Genomic DNA, 24,559 nt, shown 5'->3' on the forward strand with positions numbered 1-24,559 from the left:
CGACGGGGTCGAGCACGCGGGCAAGCACCACGACAAGGCGCTCAACAAAACAAGGGGAAAGACTCTGTCCGGCAGAACATCGCAAACCGCAGGGGCTCGCGGCGCCAGGACCATGTGTAACGACCGGAGGCCCACCACCATTCCCGGGGGCACCCCGGGGCCGGCCACACCATCAGGCCAGCGGGGGTTGCTGCTGCGATCGTCCAGGTGATGTAACCACCCCCGGCCGGCCACCATTCCGCCGCCCGGGTGCCGCCGGTCACGGGACAGGCCGCCACTCAGCGGCCCAGACCTGGACACCCGGGGCGCGCCGGCCAACCCCGGAACCCGACATTGCGCGCCCAGCATCCCCCGCAGGTCGGCATGGACGAACCGGACAGCAACCCCAGCAGGGACCTTGCGGGCGCATCCGGGTCGCCACGCGGGGCGTGGGGACGGGCCGGGACGGGGTCAGTCGTCGCGCCGCCACGAGGAGGCGCGGTACACCGTGCCCTGGTACCCACCCGCCTCGCCGACGCGCATCGGCTCGGCCGCCCGCGCCGTGTCGAACGGGTCGGGGGACCCGGCGGTGGAGGCGCGGGCCTGGCGGGCGCGGCGTACGCGGGTGAACACGAACCAGGCCGCGGCGGCCACGCAGGCGGCGATGACGAGCTTCTGGAACGACCCGACGTACGACTCGACCACGTGCCAGTTCTCGCCGAGCAGGTAGCCGGCCATCACGAAGGTGGTGTTCCAGACCAGGCTGCCCAGCGTCGTGTACAGCAGGAAGGTGCCGATCGGCATCCGTTCCACCCCGGCCGGGACGGAGATGAGGCTGCGGAAGATGGGGATCATCCGGCCGAAAAACACCGCCTTGACGCCGTGCTTGAGAAACCACGCCTCGGTCTTGTCGACGTCGCTCAGCTTGACCAGCGGCAGCCGCGCCGCGATGGCGCGCATCCGGTCCCGGCCGAGGGCGGCACCGATGAGGTACAGCACCCAGGCGCCGACCACCGAGCCGAGGGTGGTCCACAGGATCGCCCCGACCAGGCTCATCTTCCCCTGGGCCGCGGCGAAGCCGGCCAGCGGCAGGATGACCTCGCTCGGGATCGGCGGAAAGAGGTTCTCCAGCGCCACGGCCAGCCCGGCACCCGGCCCGCCGAGCCGCTCCACCAGCCCGGTGACGTAGCCGACCGGCCCCTCCGCCGACGGTTCGGAAACGGACACGACCGTGCGGAGGCTGAGCGCCAGAGAGCCAGGGATCATGGAACAAAGTTAGGAGGCGATGGGCGCATCGACCACGCTGCCGCCCGTCCGGTGCTTTCCACGGAAGTCGACGCGGCGCACGTCGCGCCGGTCCGCGCCGCCGACGCCCGGGTGGTGCTCTCCCCCCGCGCTATCGCTGACTGGGTACGAGCTGGACGACGCCACGCTCGGCCTACCGACCCTCGGCTGGCGCGGGCGGTCAGGGTGGGCGCCGCCGCGCCGGGCACGCTGGGCGGCCGGGGCGCCGATCGGTCAGGACGCCGGTCCGGCGTACCTCGGGATGCCGGCCGTGGACGGGTGCGGTGCGCGGGTGGCGTACCGGAAGAGGTTCCTGGGCGGCACGGAGCCCGCGCGGTTGGTCGCGGGCCGGGGGGGGATGGTCGAGGTGGTGCGCGTCGGCGCCGCGCCCGGCGAGGTCGGGCGCGGCACCCGCACCGCGCGGACCGCGGCCCGGGTGTGGGCGGCTTAGCGCTCAACCCGGTGGTGCCGCTGCCGGCGCTCGGGCCGCAGCCCCGCGTCGGGGCGTACGCGGTGGTGGCGCGGGCGGGTCGGGTCGAGGTGGGCGACCCGGTCGAGGTGTCTGAGCCGGGTCAGTCGTTGCCCCGCGAGCGCGGCCAGCCGGCGATCAGGTTCCGCAGTTCCGACGCGGTGCGGTCGCCGATCCGGTCCTTCTCGACCGCCTCGGCGACCTTGCTGGCCAGCTCCCGCAACCGCTTGACCCGGTCCTTGGGCTTGCCCTCCTCCAGCTGCGTGAGCTTGTCGCGCAGCTCATCGGCGGTCTCCGGGTCGATGTCGCCGGATGCCTCCGCCCGGTCGAGCAGCCCCGCGAACTCGTCGGCGAACTGGTCCGCCGTGCGTGGCGCGGGCCGTTCGTCGCGGGACGGCGGGGCGGTGGTCGGCTCGACCGACGGGGTCGGCTCGGCCGTGGTCTCCTCCTCCACCGGCGCGGCGGTGAGCGGGGCGGCCCGATTCCGCTCGTCGGGCCCGTCGCCGAGGGCGAGCACGCCGACCAGGCCGACCAGCAGCGCGACGCCGGCCGCGACGAGCACGCCCAGCGCCCGGTTCGGGCGGCGCCGTGCGGCAGTGACCGGGGGCGCGGCACGGCCGGCGGGGGGCCGGGGGACCACCCGGGCCCGGTCGACGAGGGTGGGCGGGTGCGCGGGCGCCGGCACCGTCGGCAGCAGCGCGGTGGGCGGGTCGGCCGGGCGGTCGGCACCGAGCCGGGCGGCCAGCTGCGCGGCGATGGGCCGGCGGGCCGGGTCGGCGGCCAGGCAGGCCATGGTGAGCTCGGCTACGTCGGCGGGCAGCCCCGGGATCCGCAGCGGCGGCACCGGCGTGTGCCGGGCGTGCACCTCGATCGCGTCCTCCCAGGTCTGCACCGGCAGCGGGGCCCGGCCGGTGAGGGTGCGGTAGAGCAGCGCGCCGAGGGCGTACACGTCGCTGGCCGGGTCCGGCGGGCCGGGCGTCAGCCGCTCCGGCGCGAAGTAGGCGGGGGTGCCCATCATCAGCTCACCGGTCTGGCCGGCGAGCGGGTGTCGGGGGCCGGCCAGGGCGGCGATGCCGAAGTCGAGGACCTTGGCGCCGGTCTCGGTGAGCATGACGTTGGCCGGCTTGACGTCGCGGTGCACCACGCCGATCCGGTGCGCGGCGGCGAGGGCCGCCGCCACCTGGCCGGCGGTGCGGACCGCGTCCGGCCAGGCGAGCGGGCCGGCGGTGAGTCGGTCGGCCAGGCTGTGCCCCTCGACCAGCTCCATCACCAGGTACGGCAGGACCACGCCGCCGGGCAGGGTCGCTTCGCCGTAGTCGTACACCTGGGTGATGTGCGGGTGGGTGAGCCGGGCCGCGGCCCGCGCCTCGCGCTGGATGGTGGCGCGCAGCTGCGGGTCGGCGGCGAGCTGCGCCACGAGCGCCTTGACCGCGACGGGGCGGTGCAGCACCTCGTCGTCGGCGCGCCACACCTCGGACATCCCGCCGAGGCCGACGCGCTCGCGCAGGACGTACCGATCGTGCAGGCGCAGGGCGGGCGTGAGCGACGACATGATGCTCCAGTCTGCCTGGCCAGCCGGGTCAGCCACCAACCGTGGCGCCCGGTTGCGCTCTGTCTGGCCGGAAAAACACCCTACCGGACGTCACCCGGGTGGCGTCGGCCACCCGGGCGGTCAGGGACGGCAGGTCGGGGCGGGCGCGGGCGCCGGCTCCATGAGGTCGGCGAGCCGGCGCAGCACGCCCGCGGCGGCGAGCCGGGTGGGCGCGAGGCGGTTGCGGCGGACCCGATCGGGCCGCACCGGCGCGTCCGGTCGGGCCGAGTTCACGTGGCGGGTGACCGCGTCGATGGCGAGAGTGAAGCCGGTGGGCTGTTCCATGGGTCAACTCCTCGGTACGGGACGGGTGGAGGTGCGGACGACCAGCTCGGTGGGGAGCAGGACCTGCCCGGCGGCCTCGTCGACCGGCGGGTCGAGCAGCAGCTCGGCGGCGATCCGGCCTTTCTCCTCGGCCGGTTGCCGAACGGTGGTGAGGCCGGCCGTGGCCGCTTCGGCGATGTCGTCGAAGCCGGTGACCGAGACCGTGGCGGCCCGCTCCCCGAGGGCGTCCAGGACGCCGAGCGCGAGCACGTCGGAGGCGGCCAGCACGGCCGTCGGCGGATCGTCGCCGGCGAAGAGGCCGGCCACCGCCTCGGCCCCGGCGGCACGGCTGTTGTCGGTGGCGTTGAGCAGCGTGATGTCGGGCCAGCCGACCCCGACCGCGGCCAGTGCGTCGGCGAAGCCGGCCAGACGGCCCCGGGTGGTGGGGTGCGGTGCGGCGTCGGCGCCGGCGAGCCGCAGCGGCCCCGGCGGCACGTCGGGCAGGATGCTGTCGCCGAGCAGCGCCACCCGGCGGTGCCCCAGGCCGACGAGGTGGTCGGCGACGGACCGGGCGGCGGCCTGCTCGTCGATGCCGACGTACCGGTCGACGCCGGGGTCGGCTCGGGGCGCGGTGGTGACGAAGGGCAGCCCGCGACCGCGAATCACGTCCAGGGCCCAGTGCTCGTCGGCGGCGCAGTAGACGCAGAACCCGTCGACCGCCGCGTTCTCCACGGCCGCCCTGGCCTGCGTCGCCCCGGTCGGCAGCGGCACGAGCAGCAGGCTGGTGCCGTGCCGCTCGGCCGCCGCGGCGACACCAGCCAGGAACCGGACGGCGAATGGGTCGGTGAACGCGTACGACAGCCGGGAGGTGAAGAGCACGCCGATCGCGCCGACGAAGCCCCGCCGCAGCGAGCGGGCCGTCGGGTTCGGCCCCGGGTAGCCGAGCTGCCGCGCGGTGTCGAGGATCCGGCTGCGCAGTGCGGCCGAGAGCTGGTCTGGGCGGCAGTACGCGTTGGAGACGGTGCTGCGCGACACGCCCACCGCCGCGGCCACGTCCTGCAGTGTCGGTCGCATCCCGCCACCTCTTCTGGATCGATTCAGTCTGGATCGATTCAGAGACTAGTCGGACCGACCGGGGACGGTCAAGGGAAAACGGACACGACACGACGAACGGCGCCGGCCCCAGCCGACGCCGCTCACCCGACAGCGGGGGTCAGGGCTTGCGGGCGACCCCGCCGTACACGCTGACCTCGACCATCGAGGGACGCGGCTGCGGCTCGGCGTCGGCCCGCCACTGGGCGACCGAGCAGACGCCGGGCTCGACCAGCTCCAGCCCCTCGAAGAAGCCGATGAACTCGTCGCGTGCACATGTTGATCATCCTGTGCGGACCACCGCCCCGAGCCGCCGCCCTGGCCTCCTCGGCGATCTCCGCGGGGAGGTGGTCGTGGGTGACGTGCGACGCGGCGAGTAGCTGCCGGGCGGCAGCGCGTCGAGCAGGCGGCGCACCACGGCGTACGGGTCGTCGGCGTCCGGAACGAAGTGCAGGCCCGCCACCAGCATCAGCCCCACCGGCCGGGACAGGTCGATGGTGCGCAGCAGGTCCAGGTGGTGGAGGATCTTCTCCGGGTCGCGCACGTCGGCGTCGATGTAGGCGGTGGCGTCCTCGGGCGAGCTGCTCAGCAGCGCCCGGGCGTGGGCCAGCACGATCGGGTCGTTGTCGACGTAGACCACCCGGGACTCCGGCGCGACCGCCTGGGCGACCTCGTGGGTGTTGTCGGCGGTCGGGATGCCGGTGCCGATGTCGAGGAACTGCCGGATCCCGGCCTCGCGAGCGAGGTAGCCGACGCCCGCTGGAGGAAGCGCCGCGGTTCACAGCTGCCTCCATGACTCTGCGACATCGACCGCCATGGCATCCGTCCACTGTCTCCGGCCGCAGACCATGGTGAAGGCATCCAGGACGACTCCGCCGCCCCGGGCGACCGTCACCCCGGGTATAGCTCGTCGCGGAGCTGGGCCAGGATCTCCGGCGTACGCTCCGGCGGCGCCGCCTCGACGCAGAGTCGCTCCATGGCCACCGCGTAGTAGTCGAGGTCGTCGCGCTTGTCGAGGTAGATCGCGCTGGTGAGCTGCTCGATGTAGACGATGTCGGGCAGGTCGTCGTCGCCGAAGCGCAGGATGGTGAACGCCCCGCCGGCGGCGGCGTGCCCGCCGGCGGCGAACGGAATGATCTGGAGCCGCACGTGCGGCGACCGGGTGGTCTCGATCAGGGCGTCCAGCTGGCCGCGCATCACCTCCGGCCCGCCGACCGGTCGGCGCAGGGCGGCCTCGTCGACCACCGCCCACAGCTGCGGCGGCGCGTCCCGGCGCAGCAGCTCCTGCCGCCGCAACCGCAGCTCCACCCGCCGGTCCACCTCTCCGACCGGGGCGTGCCGGTGGCCGAGCAGGACGACGGCACGGGCGTACGCGGGTGTCTGCAACAGGCCGGGGACGAACTGCACCTCGTAGGTGCGGATCAGCGAGGCGGCGACCTCCAGGCCGAGGTACGACTGGAACCAGCTGGGCAGCACGTCGCCGTACCGGTGCCACCAGCCGGGGCTGTTGGCGTCGCGGGCGAGCTGGAGCAGCGCCTCCCGGTCGTCGGCGGCGCTGACCCCGTAGAGGGTGAGCAGGTCGGCGATGTCGCGTTCCTTGAACCCGACCCGGCCCAGCTCCATTCGGCTGATCTTGGACTCGGAGGCTCGGATCTCCCAGCCGGCGCCCTCCCGGGTGACGCCGCTGGCCTCGCGCAGGCGGCGCAGCTGGGCGCCGAGCAGCATGCGCAGCACGGTGGGGCCGGTAGCCGGCCCCCCCTCCGCGGTCGCCATCGTCACGTCGCCCTCCGCCTACTCGGTCGCGTCGGCCGGACGCCCCCACCCCGACCGACGCGTAAGCATGCCATGGACCGTGGGTGAGATGGACTCCTCCGCACGGACGAGATCGTCCCGGCGACGGGGACCGTCGTTCAGTTGATCAGGTTGTCGAAGTCGCCGTCGCGGGCGCCGAGGACGAACGCGGTGATCTCGTCCACCGTGTAGATCAGCGCCGGCCCGTCGGGGTGGCGGGAGTTGCGTACCGCGATGCCCGACCCGCCGGGGAGTTCGGCCAGCTCGACGCAGTTGCCGCTGGGGTTGCTCCGCCGACTCTTCTGCCACCGCAGCGCAGGGAGCTGGGTGACGGGTACGCCGTTCTCGGGCTGCTGCATGAGGCGTCTTTCTGTGCGGTGATGAGCCGACCGGTGTCGTGAGTGGAGGGTGCCGCGGCGGGAGGGTGGCGACGCCGGATCGGGCCGTGCTGCACGTGCATCTGCTATTGCATCTGCAATGGACAGCGAGCATGATAACGCACGTGCGCGGTACCCATCCGTTCACTTTCGGTTACCCCCAACCCGGGCCGCCACCTGGGAAAACGGCGGCCGGGCAGAGCACACCGGCCGCCGCCCGGGCCGTCCGCCAACGCCGCGAGGGAGGTCTCGTGCCGGATCCGTTGAGCATCGCGTCCGGCATCTCCGCCGCGGGTGCGCTCGTCTCGGTGTGGCAGCTACGCCGCCGGGCGTTGCGGGCGGAGGCGGAGATCGAGCACCTGCAGGCCGAGCTGACCGCGGAGCGGCACGCCGCCAGCCACGACCCGCTGACCGGCCTGCCCAACCGGCGCGCCTTCCACCAGATCGCCGCCGCCCTGCTCACCGATGCCGGTGGGCGACCGCTGATCGCCGTGGTGCTCGACCTCAACGACTTCAAGCAGGTCAACGACCACTACGGGCACGCCGCCGGGGACCAGGTGCTGATCAGTGTGGCGCAGCGGCTCACCGCCTTCGCCGGGGACAACCTGGTCGCCCGGCTCGGCGGGGACGAGTTCGCCGGCCTGCTGAGCAGCCCCTCGGTCGACCGCCGCTGGATCGACCACGCCACCCGCCGGCTCTGCGAGGCGATGGCCGCACCGATCCCACTGGGCGGGCGCAGCGTACGGGTCACCGCCTCAGTCGGCCTGGCCCCGGTCACCGGCCCGACCCAGCTGGCCGAGGCGCTCTGCGCCGCCGACGCGGCGATGTACCGGGCGAAGGGCGTGACCGCCCGCCGGTCCCCCCGGCAGCTCCGGGACGCCCCCCGCCTCGCCGAGTGCTGAGCGCCGGGCGGGACACCGCCGGGGCACTCAGACCAGGGCGGCCAGGTACGCCTCCAGCGCCTGATACGACTACCGCGCCCCGTCCGCCATGCCCGCGCCCACCATCCCGTCGCGGGCGGCCGGGCTGTCGAAGCGGGTGGTGCCGGTATCAACCATCTGGCTGATGAACCGATGAGTTGGATGCACTCGTCGACGCGGCCCTGTCAAGGACGAACGGACACACTCGCGGGGTGGGCCGCGGCGGATCAGCGCCAGCCGTAGCCGGCGCGCAGGGCCCGGCCGATCCGGTCGAAGCGGCCCCGGTCCAGCACCGCGCCTTCGCGCCGGATGCTGTCCTCGCGCATGGTGAGCACCCGGTCGAGGCGTACCCAGCTCGGCCGCTGGTCGCGATCCCACTCCCCCGGGCCGAGCGCCAGCCAGTGCCGCTGACCGTCGCGCTCGCTCTGACTGGAGAGCATCAACCCGAACAGCGTGCGGCTGTGCCGGCCGACCACCAACACCGGGCGGTCCTTGCCCTGCCGGGGGTCGTCCTCGTACGGCACCCAGGTCCAGACGATCTCCCCCGGGTCGGCCTGGCCGTCCAGTTCCGGGGCATACGCCAGCTCCCGGCGCTGCAACGCGCCGACCTGGCGCCGTCGGGCCACCTGGGCCGGGATCCGGGCCTCGGTACCGGCCGGCGCGGCCCCACCCCCGGTCACCCGACCGAGCCGGGCGACGACATTCCTCAGCAGACCTGCCACGGACGGCAGCCTAACCGCACCACCGCCAGGGCGCCTCCCGGCGGCACGGAAACCGGCTGGACCGGGCGCGGTCCGGGCGGTGACGATCCCCCCGTGGACATTCCCCAGCGGCAGATCCGGGCCGGCTTCACCGACACGACGCTGACCGTCTACCAGGCGTACCCGCCGGAGATCGCGGCGGCCGCGCTGGCCGCCGGCCGGTTCGTGCCGCCGTTCCGGCGTGGGCGAATGACCTGGATCAAGCCCTCGTTCCGGTGGATGCTGTACCGCTGCGGCTGGGCGACCAAGCCCGGCCAGGAACGGGTGCTGGCGGTCGAGGTGACCCGGGCCGGCTTCGAGTGGGCCCTCGGCCGGGCCTGCCCCAGCGGTCACGAGCCAGGCCGGCACGCCGACCGGGCCGACTGGGCCCGCGAGCTGAGGACCAGCGACGTCCGGGTCCAGTGGGATCCGGAGCGGTCGCTGCGGCTGGCCCCGCTGCCGTACCGGTCGCTCCAGCTCGGGCTCGCCCGCGCCGCGGCGGACCGGTACGTCGACGAGTGGCTGGTGGGGCTGACCGACGTCACCGCGACGGCACGGAAGATCCAGGCGCTGCTCGACGCCGGCGACGACCGGGCCGCAGCGGCGCTGCTGCCCGAGGAACGTCCCTATCCCCTGCCGGCCGAGCTGGCCGCCACGGTCGGCGCGACGCCGAGCTGAGCCGCCAGACCCCTCGGGGTCCACCAAGCTGGCGGGTCGGTGCCACCGGACGGGCGGTCAGCGCGGGCGGCGGGCCAGCACCAGGGTGGTCCGCAGGTCCAGCGTCACCGTGCCGCCGAAGCCGTCCACCGCCGCGCCGACCGCCGCCAGCACCCGCTCCCGCAGCTCCCGCGGCCGGCGCAGTTGCGGGGCCGGCACCTCGCCGTGGCAGGCGAGGATGGCCTCGGCGACCGAGGGCGGGTAGCCCGGCGGCGCCTCGTCGTAGCTGTCCGCCACCTCACCGAAGACCTTGGCCACCGGGCGGCGGGATGGATCCGGACGAGACGTACGCCGAGACGGCGGTGCGGGAACTGCGGGAGGAGACCGGCTTCGTGGTCGGCGCCGCGCGGCTCGGCCCGCCGTCCTGGCGGCGGCGGGCCAGCTTCATCCACCGGCAGCGGCGCCACCTCCAGGACGAGGTGGTGATGACGGTACGGCTCGACACCGCCGCGCCGGACGTCGACGGCGCCGAACGGCTGGACTACGAGGTGGAGGACTACTTCGGGTTCCGCTGGTGGACGGTCGAGGAGGTGGTCGGCAGCCCGGAACGTTTCTACCCGGGGCGGCTGCCGGCGCTGCTCACCCGGTTCCTGGCCCGTGAGGAGATCGACGAGCCGTTCGAGCTGTGGTCCTGACCGGGGTGCCAACCGGGCCGGGGATGGGCACAGTGGAGCCATGACGACGACCCTCCACGCCCCGCTGGCCCGCTACGCCGCCCGGTTGCACGCCGACGCCGGCGACCGGCACCACGTCGCCTCCCCGCTCGGCGCCTGGCTGCTGCTGGCGCTGGCCGCGCCGGCCGCCACCGGCCCGGACCGGGACGAGCTCGACCACCTCCTGGGCGTACCCGCGCCCACCGCGTCGGCGCTGGCCGCCGCGCTGGTTGACCGGCCGCACCCGCTGGTGCCGTCCGCCACCGCCGTCTGGCACCGCACGGGGCGCGACACCGCGAAGCTGGCCGACTGGCGGACCGGGTTGCCCGGCACGACCGCGACCGGGCCGCTGCCGGACCAGGCGGGGCTGGACGCCTGGGCCCGCGAGCACACCCTGGGGCTGATCGACCGGTTCCCGCTGACCATGTCGTCGGACGTGCTGCTGGCACTGGCCAGCGCGCTGGCGACCCGGATCTCCTGGGCCGACCCGTTCGACCTCGCGCCAGCGCAGCAGCTCGGCGCGTCGAGCGCCTGGGCGGGTCGGCTGGGCCAGGTGCTGCGTACCCCCGCACGCGGCCACCGGGCCTGGATCGCCGCGACCGGCCCGGCCGGTGATGTCGCCGTGCACGCCGCCCGGGCCGTCGAGCGCGACGGGGCGGGCCTGGTCGTGGTGTCGGTCGCCGCCGACCCCGCGGTTCCTCCCGCCGACGTGCTCGCCGCCGCGTACGAGGTGGGCCCGAACGCGGTCGACGACGCCCCACCGGCCGGCCGGCGCTCGCTGTTCGACCTGCCGCTGGGCGAGGGGCCGGCGTGGTCGCTGCGGGAGGAGCGGGTACGCACCCACGCGCGGGACGGCCGGGAGGAGCGGCACCCGGCGGTGCTGCCCTGCTGGTCGGCGCGGGACGAGCACGACCTGACCGGTCGCGGCCTCGGCTTCCCGGCGGTGGGCCGCACGATGGGCGAGCTGCTGGGCGAGCCGGACCTGCGGGTCGAGGCGCGGCAGGCGGCGATGGCCCGCTACGGCCGGTACGGCTTCGAGGCGGCCGCCGTGACCGGCGCGTTCGCGGTGGTCAGCCTGCCTCCGGAGGGCGTCGCCCGCACCGCCGAGCTGCGCTTCGGCCATCCGTACGCGGTCGTCGCGGTGGCCACCGACCGGCGGGGCGGCACCGGCCCGTGGCACGGGGTGCCGGTCTTCTCCGCCTGGGTGGCCGAGCCCGAGGAGCCGACGGCGACGGACCTGGCGGCCCCGCCCGACTCGGACTGATCGGCGGACGGTGACCGCTGGCCCGCTCGACCGGCCGGCGCGTCCCGCGCCACTGGCCTGGCGGAGGGCCCCACGCCGGGTCACACCGGCGGCGACGGATCGACACCCCTGGTGAAACTTTGCGGCAACTGGGCCACCAGATCCTGGAACTCGCCGACGGTGACCGCCTCGCGCAGGGTGGCGAAAACCGCCCGCACCCCGACCTGGGCGGTCGCCGGTTCGACGCCGGCCCGGTCGGCCACCCGGCGCAGGAACTCGACCGGCCCGAAGGTCTCCGCCGCCCCCGGCGCGCTGTCCGGCGGCGGCCCGGCCAGGTACCCGCTGAGGTCGTCCGGCAGCTGGGCGGTCAGGTCCTCGACCTCGCCGGCCTGGACCCGCTCGGCCACCGTCACCAGCACGGCACGGGCAATCGCGGCGGCCCGCTCCGGTGGCAGCTCCGCCCGCCGGGCAACCGCGTCGACGAAGAGGGGAAAGCGCACGGGTCCTCCTCCCACGCCGCCGACCCGTCGGACATCCGACCTGGGCGTCCACGGGTCGTCCGTCGGGAATCCGACCGCGGTTACCCGTCCGGGCGGGAGGCAAACGGCCGCCTCACCGACCGGTGCCGGCAGGTGATCGCGCCCGGGCCGGCCCCGTTCGCCTGGCTCCCGCTCTGCCGTGCCGCCGAGACCGCCGCCGTGCTCGTCCGCCGCCGGGGCGCCGCGGTGGCCGGGACCGCCGAGTTCGCCGCCCGGCACGGGACCGCGGCCGGGCCGCGAGCCGGGCCACCGGTACGCCCGCATGACGGCAACGTCGGCGGCCACCGCGGCCATCGGTGGATCCCAGGCCGGGCTGTTGTCCAGGCCGGACTCCCACGGGTGCACGATCGCGGCCAGCCCGGCGCCGCCGATGTCCCGCCGGCCGGTGAGGTACCGCTGCTGGGCGACCAGCCTCGGGTCGTCGGCGGGGCCGCCGTCGGGGGCGCGCCGACGCCGGACGGGCCGGTGGCGCCGGTGCTCACGCCGCCGCCGGCCGGGGCTGCGCGTGCCGGAGCACGGTCGCCGCCTGTTGCAGCGCCCGGACCGGGTCGCCGCGCAGCCGGCACTCCAGCGCCAGCCAGCCCGGGTAGCCGATCTCCCGCAGGGTGCGCAGCAACGCCCGCCAGTCCAGGTGCCCGGCGCCCGGCTGGAACCGGTTGGAGTCGCTGACCTGCACGTGCCCCAGGTATGGTGCGGCGGCGCGCAGGGCGGCGGGCACGTCGTCCTCCTCGATGTTCATGTGGAAGGTGTCGGCGACCACCCGCACCGAGGGCAGGCCGACGGCGGCGCAGAGCGCGACCGCCTCGTCCAGCCGGTTGACCATGTGGTCCTCGTACCGGTTGAGGGGTTCCAGGAAGAGGATGACGCCCTCGGCGCGGGCGTGCTCGCCGAGGACGCCCAGGGCGTCGACGAGCACCTGCCGGTCACCGCCGGGCGGGCGGGGCGGCTCGAACGGGGGCAGCCGGCGGGAGAACATCGCCCAGGCGGCGGGGGTCATCGCGCCGACGCCGCCGAGCTCGGCGATCACCGAGAGCTGGGAGCGGAGGTTGGCGACCGCGTCGCGGGAGCGCGCCGGGTCGAAGTCGCCGATGAAGTGATCCATCTCCACGCAGACGGTGGGCATGACCACCCCCTCGGCGCGGGCCCGGCGCAGCTCCGGCAGCCGGCGGGCGAAGGCGAGGTCGCCGCGGCCGCGCAGCTCGATGCCCTGGTAGCCGAGGGCGGCGGCGAGGGCGAACTTCTGGGACAGGCTGGTGCCCGGGAGCAGCTGCTCCTGGCAGGCGAGCGGGATGTACATCAGAACCTCAGCACGACTTGTAGGACGTCACCGGCACCGCGGTCGAGCAACGCGAGCGCGTCCGCCACCGCGCGGGCGTCCACGACGTGGCTCACCAGCGGCAGCGGGTCGACGCTCCCCTCGGCCACCAGGTCCGTGAAGGTGTGGGCGACGCGGGCACCGGACCACCGGCCGGCCAGGCCCGGCGCCGGGGCGGGTCCGGAGACCTGGGCCGCCACCAGCTGGATCCGGTTGTGGTGGAACTCCTCGCCGAGGCCGAGCCCGTCGGCCTGGCCCTGGTAGAAGCCGGCGGCCACGACGCGGCCGGCGTGGGTGGTGGCGCGGATCGCCTCGTGCAGCGCCGGGTACGCCCCGGACAGCTCCAGGCAGACGTCCGCGCCGCGGCCGGCGGTGGCCTCGTGCAGCACGGCGGCGGCGGAGTCGAGGCCGGCGTCGACGGCGCGCCGGGCCCCGAGGCGGACGGCCCGTTCCAGCCGGGCGGACACCCGGTCGACGGCCTCGGCCCGGTGCCCCCAGATGCCCCAGACGAGCTGGCCCGGGTGCCGGTCGGCGACGTCGTCGGCGACCTCGACGATCTCGCCGACCTCCTCGTAGCCGAACCCGGCCAGCGGGTAGGGCACGGGGGTCTGTCGAGGGACGAACATCCGGCTGACGTCGTCCCAGTCCTTGCTGAGCCGGGGGTTGCTCCCCCGAAACAGGGTGAGCTCGGTGCCGGCGGAGATGCCGGGGTAGCAGGTGCGGACCCGGACCTGGCCCGGGCCGAGCGGATCGGTGGGGCAGGGCTCGAGGCTCACGCGCCGCGGCCCGGCCAGTGAGACAACCCAGTTGCCCATGGCGCCACTCCCGGGACGTACCAGGCTCAATCTTAGCAAGAAATAGCCATATGTCTTGTTATTGATCAATCGAGGGCGTTGGAGCCAGCTTGCACCCTTCGAGAGGAGTGCCACCGATGCCATCACCCTCGCTCCGGTCACCGTCCGCGGACGCCACGATCACGCCTCGAAGCACCTGGTAGATCCCCGTGCCGACCGGCCCGGTGATCCGTAGCATCGGTCAGGAACCCGCCCCCGGCGGGTACGGGGGAGGCTGGCGGAACGCCCTGCGCGTGCCGCCGGAGGCGCGTGTGCGCCACATCCGTATCCGCGACAGGCAAAGGGGCCGGCGATGGGCCAGGCACGGCAGGACGCTCCGACGGGCACCAAGGGCGAGGACTACACCCGTCGGTTGCAACGCCTCGGCGGCGCGCGCTGGAAGCAACTGCTCGACGTACAGGCGCCGTACCGGTGGAACCTGCGGCGGCTCGGCCTGGGCCGCACCTTGGACGTGGGCTGCGGGCTGGGCCGCAACCTGGCCAACCTCGGCGGCAGCGCGGTCGGGGTGGACCACAACGCCACGTCGATCGCGCACGCCCGGGCGGCCGGGCACGAGGCGTACACGGTGGAGGAGTTCCTCCGCTCCGAGCACGCCCGGCCGGACGCCTTCGACTCGCTGCTCGCCGCCCATCTGCTGGAGCACCTCCCCGCCGGCCAGGCGCTGGAGGTGATCTCCTCGTACCTGCCGTTCGTCCGCTCCGGCGGCACCGCCGTCTTCATCACCCCGCAGGAACGCGGGTACGCCAGCGACGCCAGCCACGTCCGGTTCGTCGGGTTCGCCGAGGCGGCGGAGGCGGCCCGCGACCTCGGCATGACGGTCGTACGGCAGTACTCGTTCCCCTTCCCGCGGGCGCTCGGGAAGCTCTTCACCTACAACGAGTTCGTCACCGTCGCCCGGTTGCCCTGACCGCCGGCCCGCCGTTGGGTGCCGGTTACCGTGGTGGCATGACCAACCCGACCCGCTGGGCGACCGAGACCGGTCCCGGGCACTCGCAGTGGTACATCGACCGGTTCCGCACACTCGCCGCCGAGGGTGTGGACCTCGCCGGCGAGGCCCGCCTGGTGGACGCGGTCGTCCCGCCCGGCTCGCGGATCCTGGACGCCGGCTGCGGCACCGGTCGGGTCGGCGCGGCGCTGGCCGCCCGCGGTCACCAGGTGGTCGGGGTGGACGCCGACCCGGCGCTGGTCGAGGCCGCCCGGACCGACCACCCCGGCCCGCGCTGGCTGGTCGGCGACCTCGCCGAACTGGACCTGGCCGCGGCCGGCGAGCCGGAACCGTTCGACGCGGCCGTGGTGGCCGGCAACGTGATGGCCTTCGTCGCCCCCGGCACCGAACGGGACGTGCTGGCCCGGATCGCCGCGCACCTGCGCCCCGACGGCGTGGTGCTGGTCGGCTTCGGCACCGACCGGGGCTACCGGTTGGCGGACTTCGACGGCGACGCGGTCGCCGCCGGGTTACGCCACGAGCACCGCTTCGCCACCTGGGACCTGCGTCCCTGGCGCGACGACGCGGACTTCGCGGTCAGCGTGCTACGGCGCCCCGCGCGCTGACCGCCCGTCCCGCGCCCCTTCCGCCGACGCTGGCCGGGGCCCCGGCTCAGGCGGGGGCGGCCACCGCCCGCGCGGCGGCCGGGTCGAGCGGGCTGCCGGCGGGCACCAGGCTGACCAGGCCCGCCGGCAGGCGCACCGACCGCACGTCCCGGTAGCCGAGCATGCCCAGCACCTCGGCGCCGGCCAGCACGTACCGCCGGCCCAGGTCGGTGACGACGGAGACCGCCCCGCCGGTCGCACCGGGCGCGGCGACGGACTCCACCACGGCGCCCCGGCCGGGTTCGACCACCACGTGGTCGGCGAGCACCGCACCCCGCCCGGTGGTCGCGCCGGTGCGGGCCGCGGCGGCCAGGTCGGGCACGGTGGCGCCGACGCGAACCTCCTGAACCTCGCCGTCGTCGCCGACCCGCGCGCAGAGCCCGCCACCGTCGACGCCGGCCAGGCGGGGCGGCGACGCGGGCGGCGCGGTGGGGCCGGTGGGGACGAGGTCCGGCAGCTTGGGCAGCGCGGCGAACCGGCCGAGGGTGATCGGCTCCGGGTCGCCCTGCCCGGTGCGGGCCATCAGCAGGGCCGCCTGCAACTCGGTGATGCCGGCGAGGCCGTCCCGCTCGGCGACCGCGTACTGCCGGCCGCCGCCGGAGTTGCGGACCAGGTAGATGTCGCCGACCGCGGCGCCGGAGACCCGGGCGGAGGGCCGGCCCAGCTCGGGCAGGGCCGGCGGGGCCAGGTCGGCGCCCGCGGGCAATGTGTTGAGCAGGGCGGGCGCCACCGGCACCGCCCGCTCCCGGGTGGCGGCCAGGGCCGCCAGCACCCGACCGGTGTCGCGCAGCAGGAAGCGCCGCTCCCGCCAGATCAGGTGCAGCGTGCCGTCCGGGTGCCGGACCAGCACCCCCTCCTCGCCGGTCGGGCGCCCACCGGCGGCCTCCCGACCGATGAGCACCGCCGAGCGGGGCGCCGGACGCGCGGCCTCGGCCGGGACGACCGAGCACACGGTCCACGCGGCGGTCGAGAGGCGGCCCGGGGCGGGCAGCGAGTCCGGCGCGTCGGCGATGCCCAGCGGCAGGCCCCGGGGCACCCCCTCGATGGAGCGGCGGGAGACCAGCACCGTCGTGGACTGCTCGGCGCCGATGATCAGCAGCGCGGAGGCGTAGTTGAGCACCGGGTGCAGCTTGCCGTCCCGGTAGACGAACCGGGCGCCGGACTCCTTCTCCACGATCACCGCGCCCGGGTCGCGCCACTTGCTGCCGCCACCGGCGAAGAGGCCGTACAGGGCGAAGCCCCCGAGCCCGATCGCCGCCATCAGCACGCTCGCCAGACCGGCGCCGGCGAGCCGCCGGAACGGCGACCGCGCCGGGTCGGTCTCCCGCATCACCAGCGCGGCGACCGCCCGCTGCACGGTGAACTGGTACGAGTGGAGCTGGTCCTGCCGCGACGGCATGGTGTCCCTTCCGGCGAGTCGTCGCCGCACAGGATAAGCGCTCCGTCGATGCCACGGAGACCCTGCGTCGTCGGCGGGTCACACCTCCAACGGGGCGGTGACGCTCAGTCGCTCGTCCACCGAGGCCACCAGCAGGTCCGCCAGATCGGGAACGATGTCCCACGACCATTCCCGCAACCCGCCGAGGAAGCCGGTCAGATCCTGCTGGACGGAGCGCAGCAGCCCGGAGAACGCGTCGCGCGGGATGTCGATGTGCGGCTCGTCCGGGCCCGCGACGGTACCGGGCGGCAGGGCGTCCCTGTCCTGCCACAGCCGCAGCACCGGCCCGCGGTCCTCCAGCAACACGTCCGGTTCGTGCCCGAGGTCGGGCACCCGACCGTCGAGCACGTCCAGCCAGTCGCGCCACTCGTCGAGCCCGACGCAGCAACCGGGTTCGACGACCACCCGCCCGTCGGTGACCCGCAGGCCGCCGGCCGCGTAGCCGTCCGCCCCCGAGGTCAGGTACGCCTCGACCGCCTCGGTCGCGGTCGCCACGCTGACCGACTCGTCGTCGGCGGTCACGTGGTACCCGACCAGCGCCCACATCACCGTGCCGACCTGTGCCGGTGTGGGACGGCGGGGCACCGGGAGGAGGAACTCACCCTGCTCCACGGGCCAGAAGGGACAGTCGTACGACCAGCGCTCCAACACCGGGATCATCGTCAGCCTCCCCGTCCGGGTCATGGCAGCGGCTCCCGCTCCCAAACGGCCCGGCGAACGGCGGCGGTCCGCGCCGCGCACGCCGCGTCGATCACCTCCACCGGGCCGCGGCCGTGCCCGGTGTCCCATGCCGCCACCGCGTCGTACCGGCGCTGCTCGGCGGATCCGCCGTCCTCCCCCACCACGCCGGCCATCCTCCACCGTCGGCGCGCGGACCGCACCGACGTTTCCACCCCGCCGTCGCGTATAACCGGAGCGTGGACAGCAACGACTGGGACGGCCGGTACGCCGGCTCCGCCGAGCTGGTGTGGACCGCCGAGCCGAACCGGTTCGTGGTCGAGGCGATCGCCGACCTGGCCCCGGGTGACGCGCTCGACCTCGCCGCCGGGGAGGGCCGCAACGCGGTCTGGCTGGCCGAACGGGGCTGGCGGGTCACCGCTGTCGACTTCTCACCCGTCGCGGTCGCCCGCGGCCGGGAGTTCGCCGCGCGCCGGGGCGTACCGGTGAACTGGCGCGTCGCGGACGTCACCGCCGACGCCATTGAGCCGAACCGGTACGACCTGGTGCTGATCGCCTACCTGCACCTGCCCCCGGCCGGGCTGGCCACGGTACTGGCCGGAGCGCGGGAGGCGCTGCGGCCCGGCGGCACGGTCGTGGTCGTCGGGCACGACCGGGCCAACCTCGACGGCGGGGTGGGCGGCCCGAAGGACCCGCAGATCCTGCTCACACCGCAGGCGGTGGTCGCCGGGCTCACCGGCCTGCGCGGGGTCCGGGCGGACACGGCCCGCCGGCCGGTGACCGTCGACGGCGCCACCGTGGAGGCGCTCGATACGGTGGTGGTCGCGACCCGGCCGGAGTGAACGGTCGCGTCGGTCAGGGGCGCAGGATGAGCCGGATCGGGTTGCCCCGCTTGGACTCCACCCGCCGGACCGCCTGCTCCGCCTCGGCGAGCGGCAAGGGTCCGATCCGTCACGCACAGCCGTCCGGCCAGCATCTCCGCCACGCGCTCCTCCTCTTGCGGCCTGATCCAGCCGCTCACCCGACCGGGCGGCGGGGACGCGCGGCACGCCGCGAAATCCCGGAACGCACGTCCGTGCCGGTAGCATCCCGGCACGGACGGCGACGGCGAGGAGGCCGGGTGGGCGCGCGATTCGAGGAACTGGCCTGGCGGGAGACCCCGATCGGCGAGATCAGCCTGCGCCGGCGCCGCGACCCGGCGCTCGACGTCGACGTGTACGAGGTGAAGCTCGACGACGACTTCCTGATGTCCAGCCTCTTCCCGGTGGCGGAGATCGAACTGGCCCGGTTGGGCCTGGCCCCGCTGACCGGGGACGCCCTGGACGTGGCGGTCGGCGGCCTCGGCCTCGGATACACCGCGCGGACTGCCCTGGAGGACCCCCGGGTGCGGTCGCTGATGGTGGTCGAGGCGATCGAGGACGTGATCGACTGGCACCGCCGGCAGCTGCTGCCCTTCTCCGCCGGGCTGGCCCCCGACCCGCGTACCCGGTTCGTCCGGGCGGACTTCTTCGCCGCCGTGGCCGCCGGTGAGCTCGACCCGGAGGCGCCCGGCCGCCGGTTCCACGCCGTGCTGCTGGACGTCGACCACTCCCCGCGCCACGTCCTGCACCCGAGTCACGCCCCCTTCTACACCCCCGACGGGCTGCGCCGGCTCGCCGACCTGCTGCACCCGGACGGGGTGTTCGCCCTCTGGTCGGACGACCCGCCGGACGCCGACTTCGGCCGGGTCCTCGCCGAGGTGTTCCCCGCCTCGCAGGCCCACGTCGTCCGGTTCGCCAACCCGTTGACCGGCGGCGAGAGCGCCAACACCGTCTACGTCGCCCGACGCTGACCGACGTTTCCACCCCCGTCCGGCATGTCCTTGGTACGCACGGGGAAGGCACGCCCCGGTAGTCGATCAGGGAGGCGAGGATGCGGACCGTGCTCTGGATCGTCGGCGTCGTCGGCGGCGCGCTCGTCCTGCTGGGGCTGTTCCTCGAGGCGGTCCGCTGGTTGGTCCTGATCGGGGCGATCGCGCTGGTGGTGGTGATCGTGCTGGCGTTCGTGCGGGGGCGGCAGATGATGCGGCAGCACTCCCCCGGCCGCCGGTAGTCGACTCGCCTCGGGCCGGCCGCGGGCGCGGGCGGGAAGGCGAACGGGTTGTCAGGTATCGGACAGATTGCAACCCGATGTGGTCGTCGATGGTTCTCCCGTCACACCGTCCGGAAGCACCGGACCGACCACGGGGAGATACCGATGACCCACCTCGCTCGACGCAGGATGCTGGCGGCAGCCACCGCCGGCCTGCTGTCCGCCGCGCTCGGCGTCGCCACCGCACCGGCGACCGCCGCGCCACGGACGGCCACCGCCAGCGCCTGCAAGCTGTCCACCCTGCCCTACCCCGCCGACGTGTACCGCGCCGACGCGCAGGCGATCGACCCGACCGGCCGGTTCGTCGCCGGCACCGCCCTGCGGGTTCGCGAGGAGGGCAACCAGAACCTCCTGCTGGTCTGGGCCCGCGGACGGCTCACCACGATCGAGTCGTCGCTCGCCGAGAACGTGGCGGACGTCAACACCGCCGGCACGGTGGTCGGCAGCGGCTGGGGCGACGCCAGGATGCAGCCGTGGGTCCTGCGCGACGGCGCCGTCGCGCCCCTCCTGTCACCCCCCGGCGGCGCGGAGCCGTCGGCGATCAACGCGAAGGGAGACATCGTCGGTGTGGGGGTGGACCCGGACACCGGCGACTCCTTCACGCTGCGGTGGCCGGCCGCCCGGCCCGGCACGTTCGAGGTGCTCGACCTTCCGGCCGGCGCCGTGCCGCAGGGCATCACCGAGGACGGCACCGTCGTCGGCACCGCCGGCGAGTTCGCGGCGTGGACCGGCTGGGTGCGGTACCCGGACGGACGTGTCGAGGCGCTCACCGTGCCGGGGGCCCGCACCACCATCGTCTACGCGGCGCAGGGCCACTGGGCGATCGGTCGGGTCAACCTCGGTGACGGCAACCAGGTGAAGGTGCGCTGGGACCTGCGCGACGGCTCCTGGTCGCGACTCTCCGACGAGCTGGTGTTGGTGACCGACGTCAACGAGCGCGGAACGGTGGTCGGCGGCGACCGCATCGCCCGCGGCGGCGGCTCCCGGCTGCTGCCCGGGGGCGGAGCAGGGGTGGGCGTCGGGGCACGGGCCATCGCGGACACCGGCACGGTGGTCGGCTTCCGCAACGACGGCCGGGTCACGCCGGTCCGCTGGACCGGCTGCTGACGGTATCGGCCACGTCGCCGGGCCTCGGTCGCGCCGCCGGCGGTGCGGGTCGGACATCCGCACCGCCGGCGGCGAGCCGACGGCTCCGGTGGGGCGCAACCGGAAGCACCCGCCGACCGTGAACAGGACAGGGCCACCGACCGGAGGGCCCGGCATTCCGGGAGCAGCCATGACGCCAACCATCCCGCACCGCTTCCTCGCCGGCCCGGCCGCCGGCATCCTCACCGCCGCGCTGGTCGCGCCCGGCGTCGCCACCGCCGCGACGAGGCCGCACAGCGCGACGCTCTGCACGAGCCGGCCACTGCCGATGCCGGCCGACGTGACGCACGGCGAGGCGCGGGCGATCGACCCGGTCGGGCGGTTCATCGCTGGCCGGGGCCTGCGGGTCACCGGGGACGTGTCGGAGGAGCTGCTGCTGCTCTGGGACGGGCCGAGGGTCACCGTCGTGCCGTCCGACCCGTCCCGGCGCGTCGCCGCCGTCAACCGGTACGGCGTGGTGGTCGGCAGCGCCTTCGTCGACGGCACGTACCGTCCCTGGCGCTACCGGGACGGCCGGTGGGAGTGGTTGCCCGTGCCGGCGACCGTCTCCGGGACCTGGCCGCTGGGCATCAACGCCCGCGGTGACGTCGTGGGTCACGGCTCGGTGGAGGAGAGCGAGTCCGCCCTGCCGCTGCTCTGGCCGGTGGACCGGCCGGGCACCGTGGAGGCTGTCGACGGGGTGGCGACCGGAGTCGCGAAAGAGATATTCGACGACGGCACCATCGTCGGCACCTCGGCCGGCGCGACCACGCTGACCGCCTGGGTCCGCCGGCCCGACGGACGGATCGACTCGCTCACCGCGCCGGGCACGACGCGGACCTGGGTACAGGCCGCTCAGGGGGACTGGGCGGTCGGCGGCGCCGGTCCCGAGGGGGACCAGACGCCAATGCGCTGGAACCTGCGCACCGGGTCGCCGGTCCCGGTGCACCCGGGGCTGCCGGCGGTGCAGGACGTCAACGCGCGGGGCACGGTGCTCGGCGACCGGGCGGTCGATCGCGACGGCCGGCTCGTCCCGCTCCCCGGCACGGTCCCGGGCGCGGTGAACATCGCGGCCTGGGCGATCGCGGACAACGGCACCATCGTGGGTTCCCGCCACGGCTCCGCGTTGCGTCCGGTGCGGTGGACCGGCTGCTGACCCGGACCTACGCAGGCGTAGGTTACCGGTAGGTAGGTTAGGCTGGACGCCGGTACGCCCCGGTCCCGGCCGGCGGGCGGACCGTCGTGCCCAGCGAGGGGAGACCCGATGGACCTGACCGCCGAGCGGCCCTGGCTGCGCAGCTACGCCCCCGACGTGCCGGCGGCCGTCGCGCCGTAGGAGGAGTCCCTGGTCGACCTGCTGCGCGCGGCGGCCGACCGGTTCGGCTCCCGGGTCGCGCTGGACTTCTTCGGGTCCACCACCACCTACGTCGAGCTGGACGCGCAGGTGGCCCGGGCGGCGGAGGCGCTGCGCCGGCTCGGCGTCGGTGCGGGCGACCGGGTCGCCCTGGTGCTGCCGAACTGTCCGCAGCACGTCATCGCCTTCTACGCCGCGCTTCGCCTCGGCGCGGTGGTGGTCGAGCACAACCCGCTCTACACGCCGCAGGAGCTGGCCCACCAGCTCGCCGACCACGGCGCCCGGGTCGCCGTGGTCTGGGACAAGGCGGCGCCGCAGGTGCGGGGCGCGGGCGCGGTGGAGACCGTGGTCGCGGTGGACCTCACCCGCGCGCTGCCCCGGGCGAAGCGCTGGGCGCTGCGGCTGCCGCTGGCGAAGGCGCGGGCCGCCCGCGCGGCGATGACCGCTTCGGCGCCCGGCGCGCTGAGCTGGGACGCGCTGCCGGCCGCCGCGCCGCCGCTGCGCGCCGAGCACCCCGCGCCCGGCCCGGACGACACCGCGCTGCTGTAGTACACCGGCGGCACCACCGGCATCCCGAAGGGCGCCGTGCTGACCCACCGCAACCTGCGCGTCAACGCCGCGCAGGGCCGCGCCTGGGTGCCGGGGCTGCGCGACGGCGAGGAGACGGTGTACGCCGTCCTGCCGCTGTTCCACGCGTACGGGCTGACGCTCTGCCTGACCTTCTCGGTGAGCATCGGCGCCACCCTGGTGCTGCTGCCCCGCTTCGACGTCGACCAGGTGCTCGACGCGGTCCGCCGCCGCCCGCCGACGTTCCTGCCCGCCGTCCCGTCGATCTACGAGAAGCTCGCCACCGCCGCCCGCGAGCGCGGCGTCGACCTCACCTCCGTCCGGTACGCCATCTCCGGCGCGATGGCCCTGCCGCCGTCCACGGTCCAGCTCTGGGAGTCGGTCACCGGCGGGCTGCTGGTCGAGGGGTACGGCATGACCGAGACCTCCCCGGTGGCGCTGGGCAACCCGGTCTCGCCCGCCGGCCGGCCGGGCACCGTCGGAGTGCCGTTCCCGTCCACCGAGGTCCGCATCGTCGATCCGGAGGACCCGTCGGTCGACCGGGGCCCCGGCGAGGCCGGGGAGCTGCTGATCCGGGGCCCGCAGGTGTTCTCCGGCTACTGGAACCGCCCGGAGGAGACCGCCGCAGTCCGCTGGTCGGTGACGTGCCGGTCAACACCGTCCACATCGCTCGCCGCTGACCCCCGCCCCGCTCCATGCGGCGGCAGCTGTCGGCTCGCCGACCAACCGCAACCGCCGGGCGGGATCGAGCGTCATCCTCATCGAGCGGCCCGGAACACGCCGGGCCGAACAACGGGGAGAGAAGATGAGACGACAGGCACGACGTACCGCGTTGGGCGCGGTGGCCACCGCTCTACTGGCCGCCTCGGTCACCGCGACACCGGCCACGGCCGGCCCCCGGCAGCCACCGATCGGGACCGCCCGGCCGCAGCCGGCGGCCTGCACCATCGGCACGCTGCCGGCACCGGCGGACGTGTTCCGGTCCGAGGCCAACGCCATCGACCCGACCGGACGGTTCGCCGCCGGTACGGCCGGCCGGTCCACCGGCGGCGGCGGTAGCGAGGTGCTGCTGTTGCTCTGGGACCGGCAACGGCTGACCACGGTCGAGTCGGCGCTCATCAGCGACGTCGCCGACGTGAACGCCCAGGGCGTGGTGGTCGGCAACGGTTGGGTGAACGGAGCGGCTCAGCCCTGGCGATACCGCGACGGGAAGCTCGCGCCGCTGCCGCTACCGCAGCCGGACGCCAGGGACACCAACGTCGTGGCGATCAACGCGACCGGCGACATGGTCGGGTCCAGCTCCGATCCGGTGACCGGCCAGTGGGTTCCGCTGCGCTGGCCGGCCAACCGCCCGGGCACGGTCGAGGTGATCGACGCCCCGGCCGGCACCATGCCCACCGGACTCACCAGCAACGGCACGATCGTCGGCAACACGGGCGACTGGGGTGACTGGACCGGTTGGGTCCGGTACCCCAACGGTCGTACGGCGGACCTCACCGCACCGGGTGCCCGGGCGGCACAGGTTCACACCGCCGCCGGACGGTGGGCGATCGGCTGGGTGGACACGGGCGGCCAGGCAGCGGTCAGGGTGCGCTGGAACCTGCGCGACGGCTCGTACGCGACGTTCGACGAGTCGTTGGTGGACGTCAACGCGCGCGGCGTGATGGTCGGCGGGGACCGGGTCGTGCGGAACACGTCGAGCCGAGTGTTGCCCGGCGGCAGCGACCGGGTCAACGTCGGCGCCAGGGCGATCTCCGACAACGGGACGATCGTCGGCTTCCGTAACGACCGTGAACACCGCCAGGTCTCCGGGGTGATCTGGCGCAACTGCTGACGGTGCGCGGCCGAC

The 24,559-nt window shown here is 75.0% G+C and carries 27 protein-coding genes and 2 pseudogenes; 14 read left to right on the top strand and 15 right to left on the bottom strand.

Translation table 11 applies throughout. The features are described from left to right. Positions 1 to 450: 450 nt before the first annotated feature. Complete coding sequence (locus ABZ807_RS19985; RefSeq protein ID WP_357159800.1) at positions 451 to 1,245, bottom strand: DedA family protein; 795 nt, start codon at positions 1,243 to 1,245, stop codon at positions 451 to 453. Positions 1,246 to 1,555: 310 nt separating this feature from the next. Between ABZ807_RS19985 and ABZ807_RS19990 the strand changes: the two genes are divergently transcribed. After that, a complete protein-coding gene (locus ABZ807_RS19990; protein WP_357159803.1) occupies positions 1,556 to 1,714 on the top strand; it encodes a hypothetical protein in 159 nt (52 codons plus the stop codon). 121 nt (positions 1,715 to 1,835) lie between these two features. Here the strand turns inward: ABZ807_RS19990 and ABZ807_RS19995 are convergent, their stop codons facing one another. The 6 genes and pseudogenes from ABZ807_RS19995 to ABZ807_RS20020 form a co-directional block, all read right to left on the bottom strand. After that, the gene (locus ABZ807_RS19995) at positions 1,836 to 3,284 is read right to left on the bottom strand and encodes a protein kinase (protein WP_357159806.1); all 1,449 of its coding nucleotides are present in this window, start codon (positions 3,282 to 3,284) and stop codon (positions 1,836 to 1,838) included. A gap of 120 nt (positions 3,285 to 3,404) precedes the next feature. Further along, positions 3,405 to 3,608, bottom strand: coding sequence for a hypothetical protein (locus tag ABZ807_RS20000; protein WP_357159809.1), 204 nt, complete (start codon positions 3,606 to 3,608; stop codon positions 3,405 to 3,407). Positions 3,609 to 3,611: 3 nt separating this feature from the next. Further along, positions 3,612 to 4,661, bottom strand: coding sequence for a LacI family DNA-binding transcriptional regulator (locus ABZ807_RS20005; protein WP_357159813.1), 1,050 nt, complete (start codon positions 4,659 to 4,661; stop codon positions 3,612 to 3,614). A 139-nt stretch (positions 4,662 to 4,800) separates the two neighbouring features. Beyond that, positions 4,801 to 5,406 (bottom strand): annotated as a pseudogene (locus tag ABZ807_RS20010) (SAM-dependent methyltransferase). A 164-nt stretch (positions 5,407 to 5,570) separates the two neighbouring features. Beyond that, positions 5,571 to 6,452 carry a helix-turn-helix transcriptional regulator gene (locus tag ABZ807_RS20015; protein ID WP_357159994.1) on the bottom strand — a complete coding sequence of 294 codons (882 nt, stop codon included), beginning with the start codon at positions 6,450 to 6,452 and terminating at the stop codon, positions 5,571 to 5,573. Positions 6,453 to 6,589: 137 nt separating this feature from the next. After that, positions 6,590 to 6,829 (bottom strand): DUF397 domain-containing protein, encoded by a 240-nt coding sequence (locus ABZ807_RS20020; protein WP_357159816.1) that lies wholly within the window; start codon positions 6,827 to 6,829, stop codon positions 6,590 to 6,592. Positions 6,830 to 7,098: 269 nt separating this feature from the next. Between ABZ807_RS20020 and ABZ807_RS20025 the strand changes: the two genes are divergently transcribed. Then, positions 7,099 to 7,749, top strand: a complete 651-nt coding sequence (locus ABZ807_RS20025; RefSeq protein WP_357159819.1) for a GGDEF domain-containing protein — start codon at positions 7,099 to 7,101, stop codon at positions 7,747 to 7,749. Positions 7,750 to 7,994: 245 nt separating this feature from the next. On the opposite strand, the gene ABZ807_RS20030 is transcribed toward ABZ807_RS20025, so the two are convergent. Next, positions 7,995 to 8,489: a type II toxin-antitoxin system PemK/MazF family toxin gene (locus ABZ807_RS20030; RefSeq protein ID WP_357159822.1), complete on the bottom strand. Its 495-nt coding sequence runs from the start codon at positions 8,487 to 8,489 to the stop codon at positions 7,995 to 7,997. A gap of 93 nt (positions 8,490 to 8,582) precedes the next feature. Between ABZ807_RS20030 and ABZ807_RS20035 the strand changes: the two genes are divergently transcribed. After that, positions 8,583 to 9,185 carry a DUF4291 domain-containing protein gene (locus ABZ807_RS20035; protein WP_357159825.1) on the top strand — a complete coding sequence of 201 codons (603 nt, stop codon included), beginning with the start codon at positions 8,583 to 8,585 and terminating at the stop codon, positions 9,183 to 9,185. Positions 9,186 to 9,242: 57 nt separating this feature from the next. On the opposite strand, the gene ABZ807_RS20040 is transcribed toward ABZ807_RS20035, so the two are convergent. Beyond that, entirely contained in the window at positions 9,243 to 9,482 is a 240-nt protein-coding gene (locus tag ABZ807_RS20040; protein ID WP_357159829.1) for a hypothetical protein, read from the bottom strand. An 11-nt stretch (positions 9,483 to 9,493) separates the two neighbouring features. On the opposite strand from ABZ807_RS20040, the gene ABZ807_RS20045 reads away from it, so the two are divergent. Together ABZ807_RS20045 and ABZ807_RS20050 are read left to right on the top strand one after the other, a co-directional pair. Continuing rightward, the gene (locus ABZ807_RS20045; RefSeq protein ID WP_357159832.1) at positions 9,494 to 9,859 is read left to right on the top strand and encodes an NUDIX domain-containing protein; all 366 of its coding nucleotides are present in this window, start codon (positions 9,494 to 9,496) and stop codon (positions 9,857 to 9,859) included. A 40-nt stretch (positions 9,860 to 9,899) separates the two neighbouring features. Beyond that, the gene (locus ABZ807_RS20050) at positions 9,900 to 11,141 is read left to right on the top strand and encodes a hypothetical protein (protein WP_357159835.1); all 1,242 of its coding nucleotides are present in this window, start codon (positions 9,900 to 9,902) and stop codon (positions 11,139 to 11,141) included. An 80-nt stretch (positions 11,142 to 11,221) separates the two neighbouring features. Here ABZ807_RS20050 and ABZ807_RS20055 read toward each other — a convergent pair whose 3' ends face one another. From ABZ807_RS20055 to ABZ807_RS20065, 3 genes are all read right to left on the bottom strand, one after another. Next, complete coding sequence (locus ABZ807_RS20055; RefSeq protein WP_357159838.1) at positions 11,222 to 11,620, bottom strand: DUF2267 domain-containing protein; 399 nt, start codon at positions 11,618 to 11,620, stop codon at positions 11,222 to 11,224. A 517-nt stretch (positions 11,621 to 12,137) separates the two neighbouring features. After that, entirely contained in the window at positions 12,138 to 12,956 is an 819-nt protein-coding gene (locus tag ABZ807_RS20060) for a sugar phosphate isomerase/epimerase family protein (protein WP_357159841.1), read from the bottom strand. Further along, positions 12,956 to 13,789, bottom strand: a complete 834-nt coding sequence (locus tag ABZ807_RS20065; protein WP_357159844.1) for a zinc-binding dehydrogenase — start codon at positions 13,787 to 13,789, stop codon at positions 12,956 to 12,958. Before ABZ807_RS20065 ends, ABZ807_RS20060 begins: the two co-directional genes overlap by 1 nt. A gap of 331 nt (positions 13,790 to 14,120) precedes the next feature. Here ABZ807_RS20065 and ABZ807_RS20070 point away from each other — a divergent pair, with 331 nt between their 5' ends. Further along, the gene (locus ABZ807_RS20070) at positions 14,121 to 14,735 is read left to right on the top strand and encodes a methyltransferase domain-containing protein (RefSeq protein ID WP_357159846.1); all 615 of its coding nucleotides are present in this window, start codon (positions 14,121 to 14,123) and stop codon (positions 14,733 to 14,735) included. Between the two features lie 38 nt (positions 14,736 to 14,773). Next, positions 14,774 to 15,379, top strand: a complete 606-nt coding sequence (locus ABZ807_RS20075; protein WP_357159848.1) for a class I SAM-dependent methyltransferase — start codon at positions 14,774 to 14,776, stop codon at positions 15,377 to 15,379. A gap of 46 nt (positions 15,380 to 15,425) precedes the next feature. Here ABZ807_RS20075 and eccB read toward each other — a convergent pair whose 3' ends face one another. From eccB to ABZ807_RS20090, 3 genes are all read right to left on the bottom strand, one after another. Continuing rightward, positions 15,426 to 16,817 carry a type VII secretion protein EccB gene (gene eccB / locus ABZ807_RS20080; RefSeq protein ID WP_357159851.1) on the bottom strand — a complete coding sequence of 464 codons (1,392 nt, stop codon included), beginning with the start codon at positions 16,815 to 16,817 and terminating at the stop codon, positions 15,426 to 15,428. A gap of 78 nt (positions 16,818 to 16,895) precedes the next feature. Further along, a complete protein-coding gene (locus ABZ807_RS20085; RefSeq protein ID WP_357159854.1) occupies positions 16,896 to 17,516 on the bottom strand; it encodes a hypothetical protein in 621 nt (206 codons plus the stop codon). A gap of 20 nt (positions 17,517 to 17,536) precedes the next feature. Next, entirely contained in the window at positions 17,537 to 17,710 is a 174-nt protein-coding gene (locus ABZ807_RS20090; protein WP_357159856.1) for a hypothetical protein, read from the bottom strand. A gap of 63 nt (positions 17,711 to 17,773) precedes the next feature. Between ABZ807_RS20090 and ABZ807_RS20095 the strand changes: the two genes are divergently transcribed. The 7 genes and pseudogenes from ABZ807_RS20095 to ABZ807_RS20125 all read left to right on the top strand — a co-directional run bounded on the left by ABZ807_RS20095 (position 17,774) and on the right by ABZ807_RS20125 (position 24,544). Then, the gene (locus ABZ807_RS20095; protein ID WP_357159859.1) at positions 17,774 to 18,376 is read left to right on the top strand and encodes a class I SAM-dependent methyltransferase; all 603 of its coding nucleotides are present in this window, start codon (positions 17,774 to 17,776) and stop codon (positions 18,374 to 18,376) included. Positions 18,377 to 18,654: 278 nt separating this feature from the next. Then, positions 18,655 to 19,365 carry a spermidine synthase gene (locus tag ABZ807_RS20100; RefSeq protein WP_357159862.1) on the top strand — a complete coding sequence of 237 codons (711 nt, stop codon included), beginning with the start codon at positions 18,655 to 18,657 and terminating at the stop codon, positions 19,363 to 19,365. An 80-nt stretch (positions 19,366 to 19,445) separates the two neighbouring features. Further along, a complete protein-coding gene (locus ABZ807_RS20105; protein ID WP_357159865.1) occupies positions 19,446 to 19,625 on the top strand; it encodes a hypothetical protein in 180 nt (59 codons plus the stop codon). Positions 19,626 to 19,769: 144 nt separating this feature from the next. Next, positions 19,770 to 20,771: a hypothetical protein gene (locus ABZ807_RS20110; protein WP_357159868.1), complete on the top strand. Its 1,002-nt coding sequence runs from the start codon at positions 19,770 to 19,772 to the stop codon at positions 20,769 to 20,771. A 169-nt stretch (positions 20,772 to 20,940) separates the two neighbouring features. After that, positions 20,941 to 21,945: a hypothetical protein gene (locus ABZ807_RS20115; protein ID WP_357159871.1), complete on the top strand. Its 1,005-nt coding sequence runs from the start codon at positions 20,941 to 20,943 to the stop codon at positions 21,943 to 21,945. A gap of 108 nt (positions 21,946 to 22,053) precedes the next feature. Then, positions 22,054 to 23,340: pseudogene (locus ABZ807_RS20120) on the top strand (AMP-binding protein); the annotation flags it as partial. Between the two features lie 343 nt (positions 23,341 to 23,683). Continuing rightward, positions 23,684 to 24,544, top strand: a complete 861-nt coding sequence (locus ABZ807_RS20125; RefSeq protein WP_357159873.1) for a hypothetical protein — start codon at positions 23,684 to 23,686, stop codon at positions 24,542 to 24,544. Positions 24,545 to 24,559 lie beyond the last annotated feature (15 nt).

Source organism: Micromonospora sp. NPDC047548, assembly GCF_040642975.1.
In the GTDB taxonomy this organism is placed as follows: Bacteria; Actinomycetota; Actinomycetes; order Mycobacteriales; family Micromonosporaceae; genus Micromonospora.

Bases quoted from the DNA above. Each gene is read 5' to 3' on its own strand.
- ABZ807_RS19985 (WP_357159800.1), bottom strand. From the start codon at position 1,245: ATGATCCCTGGCTCTCTGGCGCTCAGCCTCCGCACGGTCGTGTCCGTT.
- ABZ807_RS20090 (WP_357159856.1), bottom strand. From the start codon at position 17,710: ATGGCCGGCGTGGTGGGGGAGGACGGCGGATCCGCCGAGCAGCGCCGG.
- ABZ807_RS20050 (WP_357159835.1), top strand. From the start codon at position 9,900: ATGACGACGACCCTCCACGCCCCGCTGGCCCGCTACGCCGCCCGGTTG.
- ABZ807_RS20015 (WP_357159994.1), bottom strand. From the start codon at position 6,452: ATGGCGACCGCGGAGGGGGGGCCGGCTACCGGCCCCACCGTGCTGCGC.
- ABZ807_RS20065 (WP_357159844.1), bottom strand. From the start codon at position 13,789: ATGGGCAACTGGGTTGTCTCACTGGCCGGGCCGCGGCGCGTGAGCCTC.
- ABZ807_RS20060 (WP_357159841.1), bottom strand. From the start codon at position 12,956: ATGTACATCCCGCTCGCCTGCCAGGAGCAGCTGCTCCCGGGCACCAGC.
- ABZ807_RS20110 (WP_357159868.1), top strand. From the start codon at position 19,770: ATGACCCACCTCGCTCGACGCAGGATGCTGGCGGCAGCCACCGCCGGC.
- ABZ807_RS20070 (WP_357159846.1), top strand. From the start codon at position 14,121: ATGGGCCAGGCACGGCAGGACGCTCCGACGGGCACCAAGGGCGAGGAC.
- ABZ807_RS19995 (WP_357159806.1), bottom strand. From the start codon at position 3,284: ATGTCGTCGCTCACGCCCGCCCTGCGCCTGCACGATCGGTACGTCCTG.
- ABZ807_RS20045 (WP_357159832.1), top strand. From the start codon at position 9,494: ATGGATCCGGACGAGACGTACGCCGAGACGGCGGTGCGGGAACTGCGG.
- ABZ807_RS20000 (WP_357159809.1), bottom strand. From the start codon at position 3,608: ATGGAACAGCCCACCGGCTTCACTCTCGCCATCGACGCGGTCACCCGC.
- ABZ807_RS20020 (WP_357159816.1), bottom strand. From the start codon at position 6,829: ATGCAGCAGCCCGAGAACGGCGTACCCGTCACCCAGCTCCCTGCGCTG.
- eccB (WP_357159851.1), bottom strand. From the start codon at position 16,817: ATGCCGTCGCGGCAGGACCAGCTCCACTCGTACCAGTTCACCGTGCAG.
- ABZ807_RS20105 (WP_357159865.1), top strand. From the start codon at position 19,446: ATGCGGACCGTGCTCTGGATCGTCGGCGTCGTCGGCGGCGCGCTCGTC.
- ABZ807_RS20075 (WP_357159848.1), top strand. From the start codon at position 14,774: ATGACCAACCCGACCCGCTGGGCGACCGAGACCGGTCCCGGGCACTCG.
- ABZ807_RS20005 (WP_357159813.1), bottom strand. From the start codon at position 4,661: ATGCGACCGACACTGCAGGACGTGGCCGCGGCGGTGGGCGTGTCGCGC.
- ABZ807_RS20085 (WP_357159854.1), bottom strand. From the start codon at position 17,516: ATGATCCCGGTGTTGGAGCGCTGGTCGTACGACTGTCCCTTCTGGCCC.
- ABZ807_RS20115 (WP_357159871.1), top strand. From the start codon at position 20,941: ATGACGCCAACCATCCCGCACCGCTTCCTCGCCGGCCCGGCCGCCGGC.